At 66.5% G+C, this 19,043-nt stretch carries 18 protein-coding genes; 8 read left to right on the top strand and 10 right to left on the bottom strand.

All coding sequences use genetic code 11. The features are described from left to right. The first annotated feature begins 56 nt into the window (after window positions 1–56). Entirely contained in the window at window positions 57–1,196 is a 1,140-nt protein-coding gene (locus U5798_RS12090; RefSeq protein ID WP_124454643.1) for a branched-chain amino acid ABC transporter substrate-binding protein, read from the top strand. Window positions 1,197–1,424: 228 nt separating this feature from the next. Here the strand turns inward: U5798_RS12090 and U5798_RS12085 are convergent, their stop codons facing one another. The 7 genes from U5798_RS12085 to U5798_RS12055 all read right to left on the bottom strand — a co-directional run bounded on the left by U5798_RS12085 (window position 1,425) and on the right by U5798_RS12055 (window position 7,625). Next, window positions 1,425–1,832 (bottom strand): hypothetical protein, encoded by a 408-nt coding sequence (locus tag U5798_RS12085; protein ID WP_322082152.1) that lies wholly within the window; start codon window positions 1,830–1,832, stop codon window positions 1,425–1,427. Continuing rightward, the gene (locus U5798_RS12080; protein ID WP_322082151.1) at window positions 1,829–2,308 is read right to left on the bottom strand and encodes a hypothetical protein; all 480 of its coding nucleotides are present in this window, start codon (window positions 2,306–2,308) and stop codon (window positions 1,829–1,831) included. Before U5798_RS12080 ends, U5798_RS12085 begins: the two co-directional genes overlap by 4 nt. A gap of 4 nt (window positions 2,309–2,312) precedes the next feature. Next, window positions 2,313–3,038 carry a M35 family metallo-endopeptidase gene (locus U5798_RS12075; protein ID WP_322082150.1) on the bottom strand — a complete coding sequence of 242 codons (726 nt, stop codon included), beginning with the start codon at window positions 3,036–3,038 and terminating at the stop codon, window positions 2,313–2,315. A gap of 4 nt (window positions 3,039–3,042) precedes the next feature. Next, complete coding sequence (locus tag U5798_RS12070; RefSeq protein ID WP_322082149.1) at window positions 3,043–3,588, bottom strand: hypothetical protein; 546 nt, start codon at window positions 3,586–3,588, stop codon at window positions 3,043–3,045. A gap of 10 nt (window positions 3,589–3,598) precedes the next feature. Next, window positions 3,599–4,258, bottom strand: a complete 660-nt coding sequence (locus tag U5798_RS12065; RefSeq protein WP_322082148.1) for a PAAR domain-containing protein — start codon at window positions 4,256–4,258, stop codon at window positions 3,599–3,601. A 172-nt stretch (window positions 4,259–4,430) separates the two neighbouring features. Next, complete coding sequence (locus tag U5798_RS12060; RefSeq protein ID WP_322082147.1) at window positions 4,431–5,939, bottom strand: class I adenylate-forming enzyme family protein; 1,509 nt, start codon at window positions 5,937–5,939, stop codon at window positions 4,431–4,433. Window positions 5,940–5,972: 33 nt separating this feature from the next. Then, complete coding sequence (locus U5798_RS12055) at window positions 5,973–7,625, bottom strand: acyl-CoA dehydrogenase family protein (protein ID WP_322082146.1); 1,653 nt, start codon at window positions 7,623–7,625, stop codon at window positions 5,973–5,975. Window positions 7,626–7,745: 120 nt separating this feature from the next. Here U5798_RS12055 and U5798_RS12050 point away from each other — a divergent pair, with 120 nt between their 5' ends. The 4 genes from U5798_RS12050 to U5798_RS12035 all read left to right on the top strand — a co-directional run bounded on the left by U5798_RS12050 (window position 7,746) and on the right by U5798_RS12035 (window position 12,077). Further along, a complete protein-coding gene (locus tag U5798_RS12050; protein ID WP_322082145.1) occupies window positions 7,746–8,414 on the top strand; it encodes a TetR/AcrR family transcriptional regulator in 669 nt (222 codons plus the stop codon). Window positions 8,415–8,642: 228 nt separating this feature from the next. Then, complete coding sequence (locus U5798_RS12045) at window positions 8,643–9,797, top strand: pyridoxal phosphate-dependent aminotransferase (protein ID WP_124454653.1); 1,155 nt, start codon at window positions 8,643–8,645, stop codon at window positions 9,795–9,797. Between the two features lie 47 nt (window positions 9,798–9,844). Then, window positions 9,845–10,633, top strand: a complete 789-nt coding sequence (locus tag U5798_RS12040; RefSeq protein WP_124454655.1) for an ABC transporter substrate-binding protein — start codon at window positions 9,845–9,847, stop codon at window positions 10,631–10,633. Between the two features lie 13 nt (window positions 10,634–10,646). Next, window positions 10,647–12,077, top strand: a complete 1,431-nt coding sequence (locus U5798_RS12035; RefSeq protein ID WP_322082144.1) for an FAD-binding oxidoreductase — start codon at window positions 10,647–10,649, stop codon at window positions 12,075–12,077. A gap of 45 nt (window positions 12,078–12,122) precedes the next feature. Here the strand turns inward: U5798_RS12035 and U5798_RS12030 are convergent, their stop codons facing one another. Continuing rightward, complete coding sequence (locus U5798_RS12030; RefSeq protein ID WP_322082143.1) at window positions 12,123–12,695, bottom strand: PadR family transcriptional regulator; 573 nt, start codon at window positions 12,693–12,695, stop codon at window positions 12,123–12,125. Window positions 12,696–12,763: 68 nt separating this feature from the next. After that, complete coding sequence (cadR, locus tag U5798_RS12025) at window positions 12,764–13,195, bottom strand: Cd(II)/Pb(II)-responsive transcriptional regulator (protein WP_128844787.1); 432 nt, start codon at window positions 13,193–13,195, stop codon at window positions 12,764–12,766. 82 nt (window positions 13,196–13,277) lie between these two features. Here cadR and U5798_RS12020 point away from each other — a divergent pair, with 82 nt between their 5' ends. Then, window positions 13,278–15,839 (top strand): heavy metal translocating P-type ATPase, encoded by a 2,562-nt coding sequence (locus tag U5798_RS12020; RefSeq protein WP_322082142.1) that lies wholly within the window; start codon window positions 13,278–13,280, stop codon window positions 15,837–15,839. A gap of 10 nt (window positions 15,840–15,849) precedes the next feature. Continuing rightward, window positions 15,850–16,221, top strand: a complete 372-nt coding sequence (locus U5798_RS12015; protein WP_322082141.1) for a zinc ribbon domain-containing protein — start codon at window positions 15,850–15,852, stop codon at window positions 16,219–16,221. 83 nt (window positions 16,222–16,304) lie between these two features. On the opposite strand, the gene U5798_RS12010 is transcribed toward U5798_RS12015, so the two are convergent. Continuing rightward, a complete protein-coding gene (locus U5798_RS12010) occupies window positions 16,305–17,186 on the bottom strand; it encodes an AraC family transcriptional regulator (RefSeq protein ID WP_322082140.1) in 882 nt (293 codons plus the stop codon). A gap of 291 nt (window positions 17,187–17,477) precedes the next feature. Here U5798_RS12010 and U5798_RS12005 point away from each other — a divergent pair, with 291 nt between their 5' ends. After that, entirely contained in the window at window positions 17,478–18,941 is a 1,464-nt protein-coding gene (locus U5798_RS12005) for a mechanosensitive ion channel (protein ID WP_124454669.1), read from the top strand. Window positions 18,942–19,043 lie beyond the last annotated feature (102 nt).

The raw sequence follows: 19,043 nt of genomic DNA, 5'->3' as shown, positions 1-19,043 counted from the left end.
GAAGCGGCAAGGCGATCCCGAAGCCGCTCCATTTACCCTGGTACCAAGGAGATGCTATGCAACACACGATGAAAAAGCTGGCAGGCGCGACGTTCGTCGCGGTCATGTCGCTGGCGGGGACGGCCCATGCGGATGACGTGAAGATCGGTTACGCAGGGCCGATGACGGGCGCGCAGGCGCACTACGGCAAGGATATGCAGAACGGGATCGTGCTCGCGCTGGAGGACTTCAACGCGACCAACCCGAAGATCGGCGGCAAGCCGGTGAAGTTCGTGCTGAGCACGCAGGACGACCAGGCTGACCCGCGCACGGGCACGACGGTCGCACAGAAGCTCGTCGACGACGGCATCAAGGGCATGCTCGGCCACTTCAACTCGGGCACGACGATTCCCGCCTCGCGCATCTACGCGAATGCGGGCATTCCGGAAATCGCGATGGCGACGGCACCGGAATACACGCAGCAGGGCTACAAGACGACCTTCCGCATGATGACGTCCGACACGCAGCAGGGCTCGGTGGCCGGCACGTTCGCATCGAAGGATCTCGGCATGAAGAAGATCGCGATCGTCGACGACCGCACGGCCTATGGCCAGGGTCTTGCCGACCAGTTCGAGAAGGCCGCGAAGGCGGGCGGTGCGACGATCGTCGACCGTGAATTCACGAACGACAAGGCTGTCGACTTCAAGGCCATTCTGACCAAGCTGAAGGCTGCGAAGCCGGACATGGTCTACTACGGCGGCGCGGATTCGCAGGCAGCGCCGATGGTCAAGCAGATGAAGGCGCTGGGCTTCACCGCACCGCTGATGAGCGGCGAAATGGTGAAGACGCCGACGTTCCTGAAGATCGCGGGCAACGCGGCCGACGGCACGATCGCTTCGCTGGCCGGCCTCCCGCTGGAAGAAATGCCGGGCGGCAAGACCTACGCCGACAAGTACAAGAAGCGCTTCGGCGAAGACGTGCAGACGTACTCGCCGTACGCGTACGACGGCGCGATGGCGCTGCTGAACGCGATGAAGAAGGCCGATTCGACCGATCCGGCGAAGTACCTGCCGGTGCTCGCGAAGACCGACATGGCGGGCGTGACGTCGACGCACGTCGCGTATGACGCGAAGGGCGACCTGAAGAACGGCGGCATCACGATGTACAAGGTCGAGAAGGGCGAGTGGAAGCCGCTGAAGAGCATCGGCGGGAAGTAAGCAGCTTGATGTGATGTGAGGCGCGGGCGGCGGCGCATGTCGCTGCCCCGTCGATCATGCGAAAAAGCCACCGGGCCGTCGGGCCGGGTGGCTTTTTCTTTGGCGGTGCACGGCCAGGTAGTACATACGGCTCTTGCCGGCGATGATTCAACGGTTTGGGTATGTTCTGACGGGGGCGCCGCGTGTGTACGTCAATGCCTCATCGATGCGACTGGCGGCAGTGCGAGGTTACTTATCTGCACAGCACTTGTTGGGGCAATCGGGCAGGAAGGAAATTTCCACACGCCGCCCATTATCCACGTCCCCATGCGAATAGACGCGGGCGCTCGTCTTAATGGTTCCGCGTAAAAAACCGAGTTGCTCCAGCAGCGCATACGCGGTTTGCATTCGCGATTGCGCAAGGGGCAGTGCGCTCTGTTCGCTTTCCTCGGCATGGCCGCTAATCAGCGTTGTTTCCTTGGTTACGTGACGCGCGTAGGCGATTTTCTGGTCTGCTGCCCAGTTTGCAGTGCGGACGATTTCAGAATTCGATACATATGAACTTTCTTTCGGAAAATGGATATCGAAATTTTCGCTTGCGACACACGCAGATGCATGACTAGACGCGACGACGCTTAGGCCAGCAATTAATTTCATAGTTTATTATTTGGTGAGTTTTGTTGTCGGCGAGACGCCGGAGCGTCGCATAAATTTTCACATCCATTTTTGCAGAAAGGCAGAAGACTCACGCCGATCTGCAAGTATCCTCCATGGCCGGTGCTATCGATTGGGTATGTAATTCGATTGACGTGCGTATCAACATAGATAGATTGAGGCTTGATGCCAAGCTGTATCAGGAAGTCTTTCAGCTGGGCACCTCTTGACTTTGCCAGATTCAAGGGGTTGCGTTCGCCGACATATGCGCTGGCGATGATTTGCGCCTGCACTTCAACATCGCGCCATTGACGTGCAGCCAAAACCATATCCACTATCTTTATTCGATATGCATTTGGAATACCGGGATAATTCAGAGGCACGCTTTCGAGCATGTTTTCCGATATCGTGCAAGCGCTTGCGTGTTGAATGAAAACGGCACCAGCAAGCGCAGCAACGGGAATCAGAAATTTTATCATTCAATCACCAAATATTCTTTCTTAAGAATTCACTTATGTCATCAAAGTGCGCGATGTAGCATGCAATGCTGTCTGCATTTCTATGTGCACCTTCTGGATTGGCTTGTGCCCAATACCCGATCCCTCGAGCAAACCCATAGTTGACGTCGTCCGCGTCGAATGTGTCAATGTAATGGGAACATTCGTGAATGAGAATTTTCAATTTACAGTTTCCCGCAACGTAAACATCCTCGACAGTGCAGAAATGCGGGTAGATCGCGATTATCCGACGTGCCGAATCGGGCTTGCATACAGCCGCGTCATTTGCGCCAGTATCAGGGGCCACTGAGCATGTAAGTTGCCGCTGGCTTTGTTCGTCCCATCTGATGATCTTCTCGGGCTGTAGTTCGCACATAGCCGCAGCGAGCCTGGGGAGGCCGAAACTTAGTTTTTGACGTATCGCTTCGTCGCTTCGGCCAAACCAGAATTGCACTCTATCTCGGGCAATTTTATCCCATCGCGCCAGATCCGATATGCGCTCCTCAATTAATATCACCGCGGTGTCCCGTAGTCGCATTATTAGGGATCTGAATGCCTTGTTACTCATGTTGGGGCAAATTGGCATCGTGTTGATTGATATATAGACCATGGACCCCGGATTGGTATTGGTGACGGCCCCCGAATGGACGAGGACCCATTCTTCGTTTTCCTGAACTTCGAAGTCGTATTTATTTCCCGAAAAACCGCTCATCGCGTCAATGCCCCTTCGTATAGATTTTCAGAGATGCTGCGGCGTCGGTGGCAATTCGATCTGTTTGCCCGGCCACGTCCGTGGTGCCTGCGAAGATCTGCCCGGTGTCGGTGACGATTCGATAGCGAACGTTGGCGAGCGGACGGTGTGCATCATCGAGCAAGGTAAATTGCTCGTCATGTGCGGCATCCGATAAGGCAAACGGCAAATGGGCTGCACCAGGTTTGCGCCCATCCAGCGTCGAAATTTCGCCCGCAGTAAAAATCATCCGCATGCCGCGCTCAGCGTAGAAGACCGGCGGTGGGTTGCATCCGCAGACATTGATATCCCCGCTCAATGCCCATTGTTTGCCGTTCGGGCCCGTACCTGGCCAGCGCGGCCCTTGCGGTGCGATGTACCCTTCACGCTTGCAGGCCGAACAGTAGGTCTTCATATCCAGCGTGGCGATATGAACCCTCGGCGGCGGATTGGAACAGGTCACGGTGTCGAGGCCTTCGACAATCACCGCTTCCCCGGCGCGGTCGCCTTTGGCAAGAAAGTAGCGGATCATGGACGCTACCTCAGCGGGGCATGGGCGAGCGGGTGACGACGCTAAACACGACGGACGACGCTACGCCTTGTCGCTCGGGACTATCGGTGATCGTGTCGCCGTTATCGAGTTGGCTGCCCACGAATGCGAGCGGCGCGAAGTCGGGCGCGTCGGTCAAACCCAGGCCGCTCGTAACGCGCGCGGTTGAACCGTCCGGATAGTGGATCAGGTCGCCCACCGTGGCAGCCTTGCCCAAGTGCGGCGCCACTTCCCACGTGCCGGACGGCTCGCGCAATGCACCGCCGCGCGCTGTTGTCGCGCCACATACCGCCAATCTGTAGGCGGGCGGCGCCGGCGGCGGCACATAGGTCGGATCGAACAGGCCCGCAACGCTTTGCCCGTCTCGCACATGAATGCCGCATGAGGTGCGCAGCGTTTCGGTAATGCGATCACCGTTGCTCAACCGGCTGCCGACCAACGCGAACGGCTTGCCGCCGCTATGGTTGTTTCCCGCGCCGTCGATTATCGCGGCCTCGCTGCCGTCGTTATAAGTCACTACGTCGCCAACGCGGGCGACTTCCAATCCAGCCAGGGTCAGGCCGCTGGTTGCAGTCGTGACACGTCCACCGCGTTCCGTGAGTGCGCCAACGGTGGCAAAAAAATGGGTCGGTGCTTCGAGTTCGTTTTTCATCCGGCTTCTCTGTCTCAGTAAATGGAATGGCTACCTTGAGACGCTATTCCAGATAAGAAACGTCGATCAATCGGACGAATATGATTCAGCGCTGGCAACTTCTATTACTTGTTCCGTTCTGCCTTTTGCACTGACCGCGCGTGTGCGAATGCGCCGGCTCAATCGCGGATGCTCAGCCCGCCCGCACCCGCAGCAGGAACTTCTGCAGCTTGCCGGTCGGCGTGCGCGGCAGCGCCTGCGCGAACGTGAACTCGCGCGGAACCTTGTATGCCGCAAGCCGCTCGCCGCAGAACGCGCGCAGCGCATCCGCGTCGGGCGCGGCGTTCGCACGCAGCACGACGTGTGCGACGACCGTCTCGCCCCAGTCGGGATGCGGAACGCCGACGACGGCCGCCTCCGCGATGTCCGGGTGCGCGCCGAGCACGTCCTCCACTTCCTTCGAATAGATGTTCTCGCCGCCCGAGACGATCATGTCCTTCAGCCGGTCGACGATGAACAGGTAGCCATCCTCATCGATTCGCGCGATGTCGCCGGTGCGATACCAGCCGTCCGGCGTGAACGCCGCGCGCGTCGCGGCCGCGTCGTCGAGATAGCCGAGCATCATGCAGTCGGCCTTCAGCCAGATTTCGCCGGTTTCACCCGGCTGCGCGTCGATGCCGTCCATCCGCACGACACGGAGGTCGACGCCCGGTCCGCCCTGGCGGCCGATCGAACCGGCCTTCGCGATCTGCTCGTCCGGATACAGCGTCGTGCCGGCCGGTCCCGTCTCGGTCATGCCGTACACCTGGAAGAACGCGTCGCTGCGATACGCGCGGGCGAGCCGTTCGGCCTGCGCGGCGCCGATCGGGCCGCCGCCGTACAGCCACGCGCGCACGCTCGACAGGTCAAACGCGCCGAAGCCGTCGATCGTGTCGAGCGGCAGCGTGTACGACACGGGTGCGCCGAAATACATCGTCACGCGTTCACGCTCGATGGTCTGCAGGAAACGCAGCGGATGGTATTCGCGCAGCAGCACGACGGTGCCGCCCGCGAACAGCGTGCCGCCGAACCAGTTGTTCAGCGGCGACGAATGCCAGATCGGCATCGCCATCAGCGTGCGCTCGTTGCGGCCGATGCCGGTCGCGAGCGCGGCCTGCATCGCCGCGAGCGTCACGGCGCGATGGCTGTGCATGCAGCCCTTCGGGCGGCCCGTCGTGCCGGACGTATAGAGGATCTGCGCGATGTCGCCGTCGGCCGGCTCGATGCCCGCGAGGCCGTCCCGCGTCGCGCACATCGTGTCGAAGTTCGGCACGCCGTCGAGCTCGCCCTCGGTCACGAGCCGCCGCGCCGGATGCACGAGGCGCTCGACCACCGGTGCGAGCGCCACGTCGAACAGCAGCGCCTTGCAGCGGCTGTGTTCGAGCACGTAGTCGACTTCCGGCGCCTGCAGCTTGTGGTTGATCGGCACGAACGCCGCGCCGAGCCGCCACGCGCCGAACATCAGGTCGACGAAGGCCGGCGTGTTGAAGCACATCGCGGCGACGCGGTCGCCGGCCGCGACGCCGAGCGCGCTCAACACGGCCGCCGCGCGGTGCGAGCGCTCGCGCGCGGCGGCATACGTAATCGTCGCGGATTCGCTGACGAGGAACGGCTTGTCGGGCGTCGCACGGGCGGCGCGGTCGAGGGCGGCGACGAGGTTCATCGGGGCTCCGGGCGAGGCGGGAGGCGGTGCAGGTCAGGCCGGGTACGCGCGCTGCAGCAGCGCGGCGACGGCGATCGCGTGCGGCTCGAAGCCGCCCGCGATGCGGCCCCAGTCGGGCGCGGCGAGCCGTGTCGCGACGAATGCGTCGGCGACGGCGGCCGGCGCATCGCGGCGCAGCAGGCACGCCTGCGCGACGAGCGCGAGCCGCTGCGCGAACACGCGGCCCGACGCTTCGAGCGTGTCGGCCGGCGCGGCGAGCATCGCGCGCAACGCGTCGAGCGCCGCGCGGATGCGCGGCTCGCCGGCGCCGACGTCGGCGAGTTCGTCGAACAGCGCGGCGGCCGCGTCGGGTTCGCGCGACACCGCACGCAGCACGTCGAGGCACATCACGTTGCCCGAGCCTTCCCAGATCGAGTTGACGGGCGCCTCGCGGAACAGCCGAGCGATCGGGCCGTCGTCGACGTAGCCGTTGCCGCCGAACACTTCCATTACTTCGCCGGTCAGCTCGACCGCGCGCTTGCAGACCCAGAATTTCGCGGCGGGCGTGACGATCCGCTTCCACGCACGTTCGAGCGGCGAGTCGTCGCGTTCGAACGCGTCGGCGAGACGCATCGCGAGCGACAGCGCGGCTTCGCTTTCGAGCGCGAGATCGGCGAGCACGGTGCGCATCAGCGGCTGCTCGGCGAGCGCGCGGCCGAACGCGTGGCGCTGGCGCGTGTACGCGATCGCCTGGACGACGCCCTGGCGCAGCATCGCCGCGCTGCCGAGCACGCAGTTCAGCCGCGTGTGGGTGGCCATCTCGATGATGGTCGGAATGCCGCGGCCTTCGTCGCCGAGCATGATGCCCCACGCGTCGTTCAGCTCGATTTCGCTGCTGGCGTTGCTGCGGTTGCCGACCTTGTTCTTCAGCCGCTGGATCTCGACCGCGTTCTTCGTGCCGTCCGGCCGCCAGCGCGGCACGTAGAAGCACGACGGGCTGCCGGCTTCGGTGCGCGCGACGACGAGGTGCGCGTCGCACATCGGCGCGGAGAAGAACCACTTGTGGCCGCGCAGCCGGTATTCGCCGCCGCGCCCGCCCGCGCCGACGGGCGTGGCGAGCGTCGTGTTCGCGCGCACGTCGGAGCCGCCCTGTTTCTCGGTCATGCCCATGCCGAACCAGATCGAGCGCTTGTCGGCGACCGGCACGTCGCGCGGATCGTAGTCGTCGCTGTAGAGCTTGTCGCGCAGCAGGTCCCACAGCGCGGGCTCCTTCTGCAGCACGGGGATGGCGGCCTGCGTCATCGTGGCCGGGCACAGCGTGCCGGCCTCGATCTGGCCGTGCAGGTAGAAGCCGGCGGCGGTCGCGGCCCAGCGGCCGCGGCGCGTGTCCCGGAACGCGAGCGACACGAAGCCTTCGCGGCGGTACTGGCCGAGCAGCGCGTGCCAGGCCGGATGGAAGTCGACGCGGTCGATGCGCCGGCCGCGCCGGTCGAACGCGTCGAGCTCCGGCGGGTGGCGGTTCGCTTGGTCGGCGAGCTGCGCGGTGTCGGCGCTGCCGAGCCGCGCGCCGTACGCGTCGAGCTGCGGCACGGCCCAGTCGGCGCCTGCCCGGGCGAGCGCGTCGCGCAGCGCGAGATCCGTCGCGAAGAGGTTATAGTCGACGAGTTCGTCGAACTGGTTCGTGACGGCGTGAGTCGCTTCGGTCATCGGGGGTGTCTCCGGTCTCATGCTTCGCGGGCCGCCGGCGTCACGCCGCACGGAAGGCGCTTCGGCGCGGGTTCCGGCGCCCGGAAAAACGTGTTCCCTGCTGATTTCAGAGTAGCAAATATGCCGCCGCGACATGTTCAGGTTCCGGCGCCGCCCGGCCAGCCGGCGGCGCAACCCGCGCCCGCGTTGCGCCGCCGGCCGCGCCAGTCGCGCGCGCAGGCGAGTTCCGATGCGCTGCAGCAGGCGTTCGTTCAGCTTTTGCTCGAACGCGGCTACGCGAAGGCGACGATCCGCGAGATCGCGGCCGTCGCAGGCGTCAGCATCGGCACGTTCTACGAGTATTTCGGCGACAAGCAGAGCCTTGCGGCGCTCTGCATCCACCGCCGCGTGCTGGCGCTGGCCGACCGGCTGCGCGATGCGGTCGAGCGTTTGCGTGGCGTGCCGCGGGCCGAACTCGCGGCCGCGCTCGTCGACCTGCAGGTCGACGCGATCGCCGCCGATGCGGCGCTGTGGGGGGCGCTGTTCGTGCTGGAGCGGCAGGTGTCGCCGCTTGCCGCGTACCGCCGGCATTACGACGCGTATGTCGCGCTGTGGCGCGACGCGCTGGCCCATGCGGCCGATCCGCCGCCGGCCGGGCGGCTCGACGGGCTCGCGCGCATGGCCCACGCGGTCTGCTACGGCGGCCTGTCGCAGGCGTTGCTGACGCTCGGGCCCGCACTCGATTTCGCGGTGCAACGCCGCGAACTGCGGGCCGTGCTGCTCGCGTACCTGGCGGCGGCCGATGCGTAGCGCCCCCAGGGCGTGAACACGCCCTAAGGGAAATGCCTGATTCGCATGTCGGGCCCGCCGGCCAGCCGTTCCGTTCCGCACTTCTCCCCATGAGCCATGAGAAAAATGCATGGGCTCCATGACGAACTTTCGATTGTCCGCCGATATTGGCTCGGGCTAAATCATGCGGCAGATGCAGGGCTGCGCACGCCGCGCAGGCCTGCGGGAAGGACATCAGAAGGAGAAGTCATGCGAAGCGCCACCGCGCCCCGTTCGAAACTGCCCGACGTCGGAACGACGATCTTCACGGTGATCGGCCAGCTGGCTGCCCAGCACGATGCGTTGAACCTGTCGCAGGGCGCGCCGAATTTCGCGCCCGATCCGGCGCTCGTCGAAGGCGTCGCGCGTGCGATGCGCGACGGCCACAACCAGTACGCGCCGATGGCCGGCGTGATGGCGCTGCGCGAGCGGCTCGCCGAGAAGACGGAAGCGCTGTACGGCGCGCGCTACGACCCGGAAACCGAGATCACGGTGATCGCGAGCGCGAGCGAAGGGCTCTATGCGGCGATCAGCGCGCTCGTGCATCCGGGCGACGAAGTGATCTATTTCGAGCCGTCGTTCGACAGCTATGCGCCGATCGTGCGGCTGCAGGGCGCGACGCCGGTCGCGATCAAGCTGTCGCCCGAGCATTTCCGCGTGAACTGGGATGAAGTGGCGGCCGCGATCACGCCGCGCACGCGGATGATCATCGTCAACACGCCGCACAACCCGACCGCGACCGTGTTCTCGGCCGACGATCTCGAGCGGCTCGCGCAGCTCACGCGCGACACGGGCATCGTCGTGCTGTCCGACGAAGTCTACGAGCACGTCGTGTTCGACGGCGCGCAGCACCAGAGCGTCGCGCGCCACCGCGAGCTGGCCGAGCGCAGCGTGATCGTGTCGTCGTTCGGCAAGTCGTTTCACGTGACCGGCTGGCGGGTCGGTCATTGCCTCGCGCCGGCCGAATTGATGGACGAGATCCGCAAGGTGCACCAGTTCATGGTGTTCTCGGCCGATACGCCGATGCAGTTTGCGTTCGCGGAGATCCTCGCGCGGCCGGACAGCTATCTCGGCCTGTCGGCGTTCTACCAGGCCAAGCGCGACCTGCTCGCGCGCGAGCTGGCCGACGCGCGTTTCGAGCTGCTGCCGAGCGAAGGCTCGTTCTTCATGCTCGCGCGCTTCCGGCACTTCTCGGACGAAAGCGACAGCGATTTCGTGCTGCGCGTGATCCGCGACGCGCGGGTCGCGACGATCCCGCTGTCGGCGTTCTATACCGACGGCACCGATGCCGGCGTGATCCGGCTCAGTTTTTCGAAGGACGACGCGACGCTGGTCGAAGGCGCGCGGCGGCTGCGTTCGCTTTAAGAAACCAGCGACGGGCACGTCGCATCGACCAGTCACAGGAGATCACGATGAAGCACACGGCTACCCTGAAACTCGCGTTTGCGCTCGCATGCGCAATCGGCTCCGGCGCGGCGCTCGCCGACGCGCAGACGCTGCGTTTCGGCCTCGAAGCGCAATACCCGCCGTTCGAATCGAAAGCGCCGAACGGCGACCTGCAGGGCTTCGACATCGACGTCGGCAATGCCGTCTGCCAGACGGCGAAGCTGTCGTGCAAATGGGTCGAGACGTCGTTCGACGGGCTGATTCCGGCGCTGAAGGGCCGCAAGTTCGACGCGATCAATTCGGCGATGAACGCGACCGAGCAGCGCCGCCAGGCGATCGACTTCACGACGATCATCTACCGCGTGCCGACCCAGCTGATCGCGCGCACCGGCAGCGGGCTGCTGCCGACGCCCGAATCGCTGAAGGGCAAGCGCGTCGGCGTGCTGCAGGCGTCGATCCAGGAAACCTTCGCGAAGGCGCACTGGGAACCGGCCGGCGTCGCGGTCGTCGCTTACCAGGACCAGAACCAGGCGTATGCGGACCTCGTCGCGGGCCGCCTCGACGCGACGCTCGTGCTCGCGCCGTCGGGCCAGCGCGGCTTCCTGTCGCGCCCGGACGGCAAGGGCTTCTCGTTCGTCGGCCAGCCCGTGCACGACGACAAGATCCTCGGCAGCGGCATCGCATTCGGCCTGCGCAAGGGCGACGACGCGCTGAAGGCGAAGCTCGACGCGGCGATCGACAAGCTGAAGGCGGACGGCACGGTGAAGACGCTCGGCCTGAAGTATTTCGGCGATATCGACATCTCGACCAAGTAAGCGGAACCGCGCGATGCAGAACCGGGATACGGCGGCCGCGGGCGGAGAACCGCGCGACGTGCCGCTGTCGGGCGAGGCGCTCGACGCCGTGCTCGTCGCCGAACTGGGCGACGTGCTCGTCACGCGTTCCGCCGACATCGATCCGCGTTACTTCACCGCGTACAACGAGCCGGCCGGCGTGCGGCCGCGCGCGCTGGTGCGCCCGCGCAGCGTCGACGACGTGTCGCGCACGCTCGCGCTGTGCGCGCGGCTCGGGCAGCCGGTCGTGCCGCAGGGCGGGCTGACCGGGCTCGCGCGCGGCGCGGTCGCGCTCGGCGGCGAGGTCGTGCTGTCGATGGAGCGCTTTGCGGGTATCGAGGCGATCGATGCGGCGGCAGGCACGATGACCGTGCGGGCGGGGACGCCGCTGCAGACGGTGCAGGAAGCAGCGGAAGCGGCGGGCTTCACGTTCGGCGTCGACCTCGGGGCGCGCGGCTCGTGCCAGATCGGCGGCATGCTCGCGACCAATGCGGGCGGCACGCGCGCGATCCGCTACGGGATGATGCGCGAGCAGGTGCTCGGGCTCGAAGCGGTGCTCGCGGACGGCACGGTCGTATCGTCGATGAACCGGATGCTGAAGAACAACGCGGGCTACGACCTGAAGCAGCTGTTCATCGGCAGCGAGGGGACGCTCGGCGTCGTCACGCGCGCGGTGTTGCGGCTGCATCCGCTGCTCGCCGCGCCGGCCACGGCGCTTTGCCGCGTGCGCGATTACGACGCGGCGGTCGCGCTGTGGAACCGCGTGCGCACGTTGCCGGAAGTCGTCAGCTTCGAAGCGATGTGGCCGGCGTTCTACGACTACGTCGCGCGTCATACGCCGGGCGTCACGGCGCCGTTCGTCGGCGACGACGGCTTCGCGGTGCTGATCGAATGCGCGACGAGCGCGCCGGGCGGCGATGCGCACCAGGCGCTGGAAACGGGCCTCGCGGCGGGGTTCGACGCAGGGCTGGTGGACGACGCGGTGCTCGCGACGTCGGAGCGGCAGGCGCGCGATCTTTGGACGCTGCGCGAAGGCCTCGCGATCGATGCATTGCCGCACCTCGTCAACTTCGACGTGAGTTTGCCGACGGGTGAACTCGGCGCGTTCGCCGAACGTTGCGAAGCAGCACTGCGGGCGCGCTGGCCGGACGTCGTGTGCCTGTTCTTCGGCCATGTGGGCGACGGCAACGTGCATATCGGCGTGTCGCTGGCCGCGATGGCCGACGCGGACGTCGATACGCTCGATCACTGCGTGTACGAGGTGGTGCGCGACATGGGCGGCTCGGTGTCGGCCGAGCACGGGATCGGCGCGCTCAAGCGTCCTTATCTCGCGCACACTCGCAGCGACGCGGAAATCGGGCTGATGCGGCGCCTGAAGGCCGCGCTGGACCCGCACGGCATCCTCAATCCCGGCAAGGTACTTTGACGGCAGCGACTCCCGTCACGGACGGGAATCGGCCTGCGTGAACCATCAGCCGTCCACCCAGCGCAGCGCGCCGATCTTCAGGTGTTCGACGACGCTGCGTGCCCAATCGAGCTCCGCATTGAGCAGCACCAGCGCATGTTCGTTCTGCAGCAGGAACAGGCGCGGCACCTGGTCGGCCTGCGCGGTGGCGCGCAGCGCTTCCAGCCGTTCGCGTTCGGCGTCGAGCCGCGCGATCCGCTGTTCGAGCTGGCGGCGCGCATCTTCGGCGTCGAGCAGCGGCAGGAAGGCGAGGCCGGCGCCGAACACCGGGAATTCACGCGCGGGCTCCGCGAGCAGCGCGTGCAGCCACGCCTGCCCCGCCGTGTGCCCGGCTTCGGTGAGCGCATACAGCGTGCGTTCCGGAAACGCGCCGTCGCGCTCGGTGTCGTGCACGGCGATCAGCCCGTCGCGCAGCAGCCGGTCGATCGTCTGGTAGAGGCTCGTGCGCTGCCGCACGTTGACGACTTCGTCGTATCCGCGGGCCTTCAGTTGCTGCAGCATCCCGTACGGATGCATCGGCGTTTCGGTGAGCGTCGCGAGGACGGCCAGCGCAAGCGGGGACGGGCGACTCGTAGACATGAATAGTTATTGAATACCTAGTAAGAATATAACCATTCTCAGCCAGACTATCTTATTCCGCAAGGGTTTCAGCCGAGGTGCGAGCGCTTCGCGGCCGGCGCGACGGTTTCCATCGTCGCGAGACCATGCACGATCCCGCAATCCTCGACCGAATGTTCGCCGACGCACTGGCGGCGCAATTCGGAGAGCTGGTCGCGCAGATGCGTGAGTTCCGCGAGGCGCGCATCGACGTGCCCGATGTGGTCGTCGAGCAGCGAATTGATCGAATCGCAGCGGTCGGCCGGCGTGTCGGTAAGCTGCAGCAGCGCGCGGATTTCGTCGTGCGCCATGTCGAGCGCGCGGCAGTTGCGGATGAAGCGCAGCCGCTCGACGTGCACGTCGGTGTAGTTGCGGTAGTTCGAGTCGGTGCGCTCCGCATCCGGCATCAGACCCTCTTTCTCGTAGAAACGGATCGTCTCGGGCGTGCAGCGGGCCGCTTTGGCCAGTTCGCCAATCTTCATGCCTTTCTCCCGTGTAAGGGTTGACCTTGTAGTGGCTTCAGGGTGTTAACTCTACACCGTCAAGCCACAAAAGGAGGTTGTCATGACCGACGCCCAGCGTCTCCACGACCCACGACACCGTCATGCCGGCGGCGCCGATACGTGCTGCGCCGACCCGCGCGACACGCAGACGGCGACCGTTGCCGACGCGGTGCCGGCGGCCCGCGAGCGCGCGCACGGCGAGGCTGGAGCGCGCAGCCACGATCATTCGCACGGCGACGCGCATCGGCGCGGTGCTGCAGGCTCGCACGATCTTGCCGCGCACGACGAAGCCGGTCATGGCTACGACCACGATCATTCTCACGGCGATGCGCATGTGCACGGCGCCGCGTGCTCGCACGACCATGCCGGTCACGACCACGACCACGACCACGACCACGACCACGACCACGCGGCCGGCGACTGCTGCGCGCCTGCGGCGCTGACGCTCGCGCCGCTGCCGGTCGCGCAGGCGACCGCATCGGGTCACGTGCGCTCGGCGTTTCGGATCATGCAGATGGACTGCCCGACCGAGGAAACGCTGATCCGCAAGAAGCTCGGCGGGATGAACGAAGTGTCGGCGCTCGAATTCAACCTGATGCAGCGGATGCTGACCGTCGACCACGTGCCCGGCGCGCAGCCGGCAATCGAAAGCGCGATCCGCACGCTCGGGATGACGCCCGAAGCCGCGGCGGCCGGCGCGCCGGCGGCGCGCGCCGCCGACGCGCCCGCGAAGCCGTGGTGGCCGCTGGCGCTGGCCGGCGTCGCCGCGATCGCGTCCGAGGGCGCGACGTGGGCCGGGCTGCCGGTGTGGCTGTCGGCGGCGCTCGCGCTCGCCGCGGTGCTCGCATGCGGGCTCACCACGTACAAGAAGGGCTGGATCGCGATCCGCAACGGCAACCTGAACATCAACGCGCTGATGAGCATCGCGGTGACGGGCGCGATGGCGATCGGCCAGTGGCCGGAAGCCGCGATGGTGATGGTGCTGTTCACGATCGCCGAGCTGATCGAGGCAAAGTCGCTCGACCGCGCGCGCAATGCGATCCAGGGCCTGATGCAACTCGCGCCGGATACCGCGACCGTGCGGCAGGCCGACGGCTCGTGGCGCACGATCGAGGCCGCGCAGGTTGCGCTCGGCGCGGTCGTCCGCGTGAAGCCGGGTGAGCGGATCGGGCTCGATGGCGACGTCGTCGCGGGCCGCTCGACGGTCAACCAGGCGCCGATCACCGGCGAGAGCCTGCCCGTCGAAAAGACGACCGGCGACGCCGTGTACGCGGGCACGATCAACGAATCGGGCTCGTTCGAATACCGCGTGACGGCCGTCGCGGCCAACTCGACGCTCGCACGGATCATCCACGCGGTCGAGGAGGCACAGGGCGCGAAGGCGCCGACGCAACGCTTCGTCGACCAGTTCGCGCGCGTCTACACGCCGATCGTGTTCGCGGTCGCGTTGCTGGTCGCGGTGGTGCCGCCGATCGCGATGGGCGGCGCGTGGCACGACTGGATCTACCGCGCGCTCGTGCTGCTCGTGATCGCGTGCCCGTGCGCGCTGGTGATCTCGACGCCGGTGACGATCGTGTCGGGTCTCGCGGCTGCCGCGCGGCGCGGGATTCTCGTGAAGGGCGGCGTCTACCTGGAAGAAGGGCGCAAGCTCGCGTGGCTCGCGCTCGACAAGACCGGCACGATCACGCACGGCAAGCCGGTGCAGACCGATTTCGACGTGCATGCGGACGACGCCGATGCGGCGCGCGTGCGGCATCTCGGCGCGAGCCTCGCGGCGCGCTCCGATCACCCGGTGTCGCAGGCGATCGCTGCCGCGGCACGCGACGCCGGCACGACGGCATTCGCCGATGTACAGGACTTCGAAGCGATCGTCGGGCGCGGCGTGCGCGGCACGATCGACGGCACGCGCTACTGGCTCGGCAACCACCGGCTCGTCGAGGAGCTCGAGCGCTGCTCGACGGCGCTCGAAGCGAAGCTCGACGCGCTGGAGCGGCAGGGCAAGAGCGTCGTGGTGCTGGTCGGCGAAGCGCGCGTGCTCGGCATCTTTGCGGTGGCCGACACGATCAAGGACACGAGCCGTGAGGCGATCGCCGATCTGCACGCGCTCGGCATCCGCACCGCGATGCTGACGGGCGACAACCCGCATACCGCGCAGGCGATCGCGCAGCAGGCCGGCATCGACGACGCACGCGGCAACCAGTTGCCGGAAGACAAGCTCGCGGCGGTCGAGGAGCTGTCGGCCGGCGGTGCGGGCGCGGTCGGGATGGTCGGCGACGGGATCAACGATGCACCGGCGCTGGCCCGATCCGACATCGGTTTCGCGATGGGCGCGATGGGCACCGACACGGCGATCGAGACGGCCGACGTCGCGCTGATGGACGACGACCTGCGCAAGATCCCCGCGTTCGTGCGGCTGTCGCGCGCGGCGCACCGCGTGCTGGTGCAGAACATCGGCTTCGCGCTCGGCGTGAAGGTCGTGTTCCTCGGCCTCACGGTCGCGGGGCTCGGCACGATGTGGATGGCGGTCTTCGCCGACGCGGGCGCGAGCCTGATCGTCGTGGCCAACGGCTTGCGGCTGCTGTCGTCCTCCGGGGCGGTCGGCGGCACGCGGGCCGCGCGTTGAGGAGCGGGCGATGAGCTTTCTGAAACGGATCCTGGGCGGCCATGGCAACGGGCATGGCAGCAGCGGGAACGGTGGCCACGGTGGCGGAGGCGGGCATCACGGCGGGCAGCGCGGAGACGGGCTCGGCGGTCACGATGCGCGCGGCCGCGATCGCCACGGCTGGGGCTGGCAGGCACCGGCCGATGCGGCCAACGGCGGGCAGGGCGGCAACGTGCCGCTGAGCCAGCTTGCGTGTGCGGGCTGCGGCGCGCTCAATGCCGCCGATGCGCGGTTCTGCGCGCAGTGCGGCGCCGCGCAACGCAGCCGGGCCTGCAGCCGCTGCCACACGGCGCTGGCGGCCGACGCACGCTTCTGTCCCGGGTGCGGGACGCAGGCGACGTAACAAGCATGGCGCTCATTCGCGCCGGCTGCGCATGGGCGCAAGCCGGCGCGTTTCGTTTCAGGGCGGCCGCAGCGGCCCTTCGCTCAGCGCAACGGCAGGTGAATTTCGGTGAGCAGGTCCGCTGGCGCCGTGTCCATCGGCGTATTGAGGTACAGCTCGAACGGCGGCGCGTCGGCGGCCTCGCGGCCCGAGTGATGCAGCCAGTCGCCGTAGAGCCACTGGTAGGCCGTCTTCAGGTCCGCATACGGCCCCGTATGCAGCAGCACCGCGTACTCGCCGCCTGCGATCGTCGCACGCTCCACCGGCGGCACTGGCTCGACGTCCGGCGCGCCGTCGGCCGGCATGAAGCAGGCCTTCGCGCGCAACTGCGCTTCGGGCGTCGTGTCCGGATCGTCGTAGAAAATCCCGATCATCTTCGCGCCCGGCCCGATCAGCCCGTGCTGCGCGACCCACGCGCCGATCCGCCCGAACGCATCGCCCACCTTCATGTACGCGCCGGTGTGCGCCACCGCGTAGCCGTGCAGTTCCGGCAGGCGCCGGATTTCGACTTCATGCTTGAACATGTCTTCCTCTCCTCGCTGTAGTGGATAAATCGGCCGGTGGGTGCCCGTGCGGCGATGCTCCGCAGGCAGCACGCCGTACGCGTCGCGAAACGCCCGCGCGAACGCGTGCGTCGAACCGTAGCCCGCGCGCCGCGCGATCTCGTCGAGCGGCCGCGCGGTACAGACCAGATCCTCGGATGCCCGCACGATCCGCATCCGCCGCACCGTCAGCACGATCGACTCGCCGTACAGCGCGCGGTAGACGCGCTGCCAGTGATACGGCGACAGGCATGCGACTTCGGCAAGCCGGTTCAGGTCGAGCGGGCCGTCGAGATGCGCGTTGATATACGCGTGGACGCGCGCCACGCTCGCCGCGTAGCGGACCCACGCGGGCGGGTCGGTTTTCGTTTCGGCTGGGGTCATCGACGTGTCCGGGCTGGAACCGACGTCACGGTAGCACGGGCCGAATGGACAAATCTTGCGGAAATGTCGCGCCGCGAATGAATCCGCCCCTTTTAAAAATTTCACGAAATGGGGTCTTGCCCCTCCGCGATCAACGACTAAAGTTAAAGACGGTGAAATCGGGTGATCGCGTCATTTTTCTCGGGTAAGTTGCTCGAACCGGTCACCCAAGCCGGGCAGCACGCTTTTCGAAGTACGCAGGTAGTTCGTCGATGTCCAATCGCAACACCACGTTTTTCGGGAGAAGAAGAAATGGATGCTTCCAGCTTCATCACGTCGCTGCAGACCACGCTAGGCGGATACCTGCCCAAGATCGCCGGCGCGATCGGCATCCTGGTGATCGGCTGGCTGATCGCCGTGGTGGTGCGGGCCGGCGCGCTGCGCCTGCTCAACGCGCTGAAGGTCGACAAGCGGATCACCGACAGCACCGGCCAGGGCGCGTGCGTCGAGCGCATCATCGCCGGCGGGCTGTTCTGGCTCGTGCTGCTCGTCACCGCGGTGGGCATCTTCAACGTGCTCAACCTGTACGCGGTGTCCAATCCGTTCTCGCTGCTCGTCACGCACATCGTCAACTACCTGCCGAACCTGATCGGCGGCGCGGCGCTGACGCTGATCGCGTGGCTGATCGCGTCGCTGCTGCGCAGCCTCGCGAACCGCGCGCTGAAGGCCAGCAAGATCGACGACAAGCTGTCCGAAGGCGCCGGCATGCAGCCGATGAGCGGCTATCTCGGCGACGTGCTGTTCTGGCTCGTGATCCTGATGTTCCTGCCGGCGATCCTCGCGTCGTTCGCGCTGTCGGGCCTGCTGTCGCCGGTGCAGGGGATGGTCGACAAGCTGCTCGCGATCGTGCCGAACCTGTTCGCGGCCGCGGTGATCGGCTTCGTCGGCTGGATCGTCGCGCGCGTGCTGCGCGGCCTCGTGACGAACCTGCTCGTCGCCGCCGGCGCCGACCGCCTCACGCAGCGTCTCGACAGCCCGACGCCCGTGCGCGTGTCGAGCCTGATCGGCACGATCGTCTACGTGTTCGTGTTCGTGCCGACGCTGATCTCCGCGCTCGACGCGCTGAAGATCGAGGCGATCTCGATTCCCGCGACCAACATGCTGAACCAGTTCCTCGGCGCGGTGCCGGACATCGTCGCGGCGATCGTGATCGTGCTCGTCACGTTCTACTTCGCGCGCTTCGTCGCATCGCTCGCGCAGAAGCTGCTCGAAGCGGCCGGTGTCGACGGGCTGCCGGCCGTGCTCGGCGTCGAGCGCGTGTTCTCGGGGATCCTGCAGCCGTCGGTGCTGGTCGCACGGCTGATCGTGTTCTTCGCGATGCTGTTCGCGTCGGTCGAAGCCGCGAACCGGCTCGGCTTCTCGCAGGTGCGTGACGTCGTCACGCTGTTCATCGAATTCGGCGGCCACGTGCTGATGGGCGGCGTGATCCTCGTGATCGGCGTGTGGCTCGCGGGCCTCGCGCGCCGCGTGATCGAGCAGGCCGACCGTGAGCACAGCGTGCTGTTCGCGCGCATCGCGCAATTCGCGATCCTCGGCCTCGTGTTCGCGATGGGGCTGCGGGCGATGGGGATTGCCAACGAAATCGTCCAGCTCGCGTTCGGCCTCGTGCTCGGCGCGATCGCGGTGGCGGTGGCGTTGTCGTTCGGCCTCGGCGGCCGCGAGGCGGCCGGCAAGCTGCTCGACCGCTGGTTCAACCAGCGCGGCGGCGGCCAGTAAGCACGGGCGATCCGGCCTGCGTCGCGCGGCCGGATCGCCGTCGCAACGAGCTCGGCGGGCGTTTCTGCAAGCGAAACGTCAGCCGCGATCTTTGCCGAATTT

It is taken from the genome of Burkholderia sp. BCC1972 (genome assembly GCF_905339605.1).
GTDB lineage: Bacteria > Pseudomonadota > Gammaproteobacteria > Burkholderiales > Burkholderiaceae > Burkholderia.
This window is presented reverse-complemented; position numbering and strand designations above follow the sequence as displayed.

What these genes read in the sequence shown, in the direction of transcription:
- U5798_RS12090 (WP_124454643.1), top strand. Translation starts at nt 57, where the DNA reads ATGCAACACACGATGAAAAAGCTGGCAGGCGCGACGTTCGTCGCGGTC.
- U5798_RS12085 (WP_322082152.1), bottom strand. Translation starts at nt 1,832, where the DNA reads ATGAAATTAATTGCTGGCCTAAGCGTCGTCGCGTCTAGTCATGCATCT.
- U5798_RS12080 (WP_322082151.1), bottom strand. Translation starts at nt 2,308, where the DNA reads ATGATAAAATTTCTGATTCCCGTTGCTGCGCTTGCTGGTGCCGTTTTC.
- U5798_RS12075 (WP_322082150.1), bottom strand. Translation starts at nt 3,038, where the DNA reads ATGAGCGGTTTTTCGGGAAATAAATACGACTTCGAAGTTCAGGAAAAC.
- U5798_RS12070 (WP_322082149.1), bottom strand. Translation starts at nt 3,588, where the DNA reads ATGATCCGCTACTTTCTTGCCAAAGGCGACCGCGCCGGGGAAGCGGTG.
- U5798_RS12065 (WP_322082148.1), bottom strand. Translation starts at nt 4,258, where the DNA reads ATGAAAAACGAACTCGAAGCACCGACCCATTTTTTTGCCACCGTTGGC.
- U5798_RS12060 (WP_322082147.1), bottom strand. Translation starts at nt 5,939, where the DNA reads ATGAACCTCGTCGCCGCCCTCGACCGCGCCGCCCGTGCGACGCCCGAC.
- U5798_RS12055 (WP_322082146.1), bottom strand. Translation starts at nt 7,625, where the DNA reads ATGACCGAAGCGACTCACGCCGTCACGAACCAGTTCGACGAACTCGTC.
- U5798_RS12050 (WP_322082145.1), top strand. Translation starts at nt 7,746, where the DNA reads ATGCCGCCGCGACATGTTCAGGTTCCGGCGCCGCCCGGCCAGCCGGCG.
- U5798_RS12045 (WP_124454653.1), top strand. Translation starts at nt 8,643, where the DNA reads ATGCGAAGCGCCACCGCGCCCCGTTCGAAACTGCCCGACGTCGGAACG.
- U5798_RS12040 (WP_124454655.1), top strand. Translation starts at nt 9,845, where the DNA reads ATGAAGCACACGGCTACCCTGAAACTCGCGTTTGCGCTCGCATGCGCA.
- U5798_RS12035 (WP_322082144.1), top strand. Translation starts at nt 10,647, where the DNA reads ATGCAGAACCGGGATACGGCGGCCGCGGGCGGAGAACCGCGCGACGTG.
- U5798_RS12030 (WP_322082143.1), bottom strand. Translation starts at nt 12,695, where the DNA reads ATGTCTACGAGTCGCCCGTCCCCGCTTGCGCTGGCCGTCCTCGCGACG.
- cadR (WP_128844787.1), bottom strand. Translation starts at nt 13,195, where the DNA reads ATGAAGATTGGCGAACTGGCCAAAGCGGCCCGCTGCACGCCCGAGACG.
- U5798_RS12020 (WP_322082142.1), top strand. Translation starts at nt 13,278, where the DNA reads ATGACCGACGCCCAGCGTCTCCACGACCCACGACACCGTCATGCCGGC.
- U5798_RS12015 (WP_322082141.1), top strand. Translation starts at nt 15,850, where the DNA reads ATGAGCTTTCTGAAACGGATCCTGGGCGGCCATGGCAACGGGCATGGC.
- U5798_RS12010 (WP_322082140.1), bottom strand. Translation starts at nt 17,186, where the DNA reads ATGACCCCAGCCGAAACGAAAACCGACCCGCCCGCGTGGGTCCGCTAC.
- U5798_RS12005 (WP_124454669.1), top strand. Translation starts at nt 17,478, where the DNA reads ATGGATGCTTCCAGCTTCATCACGTCGCTGCAGACCACGCTAGGCGGA.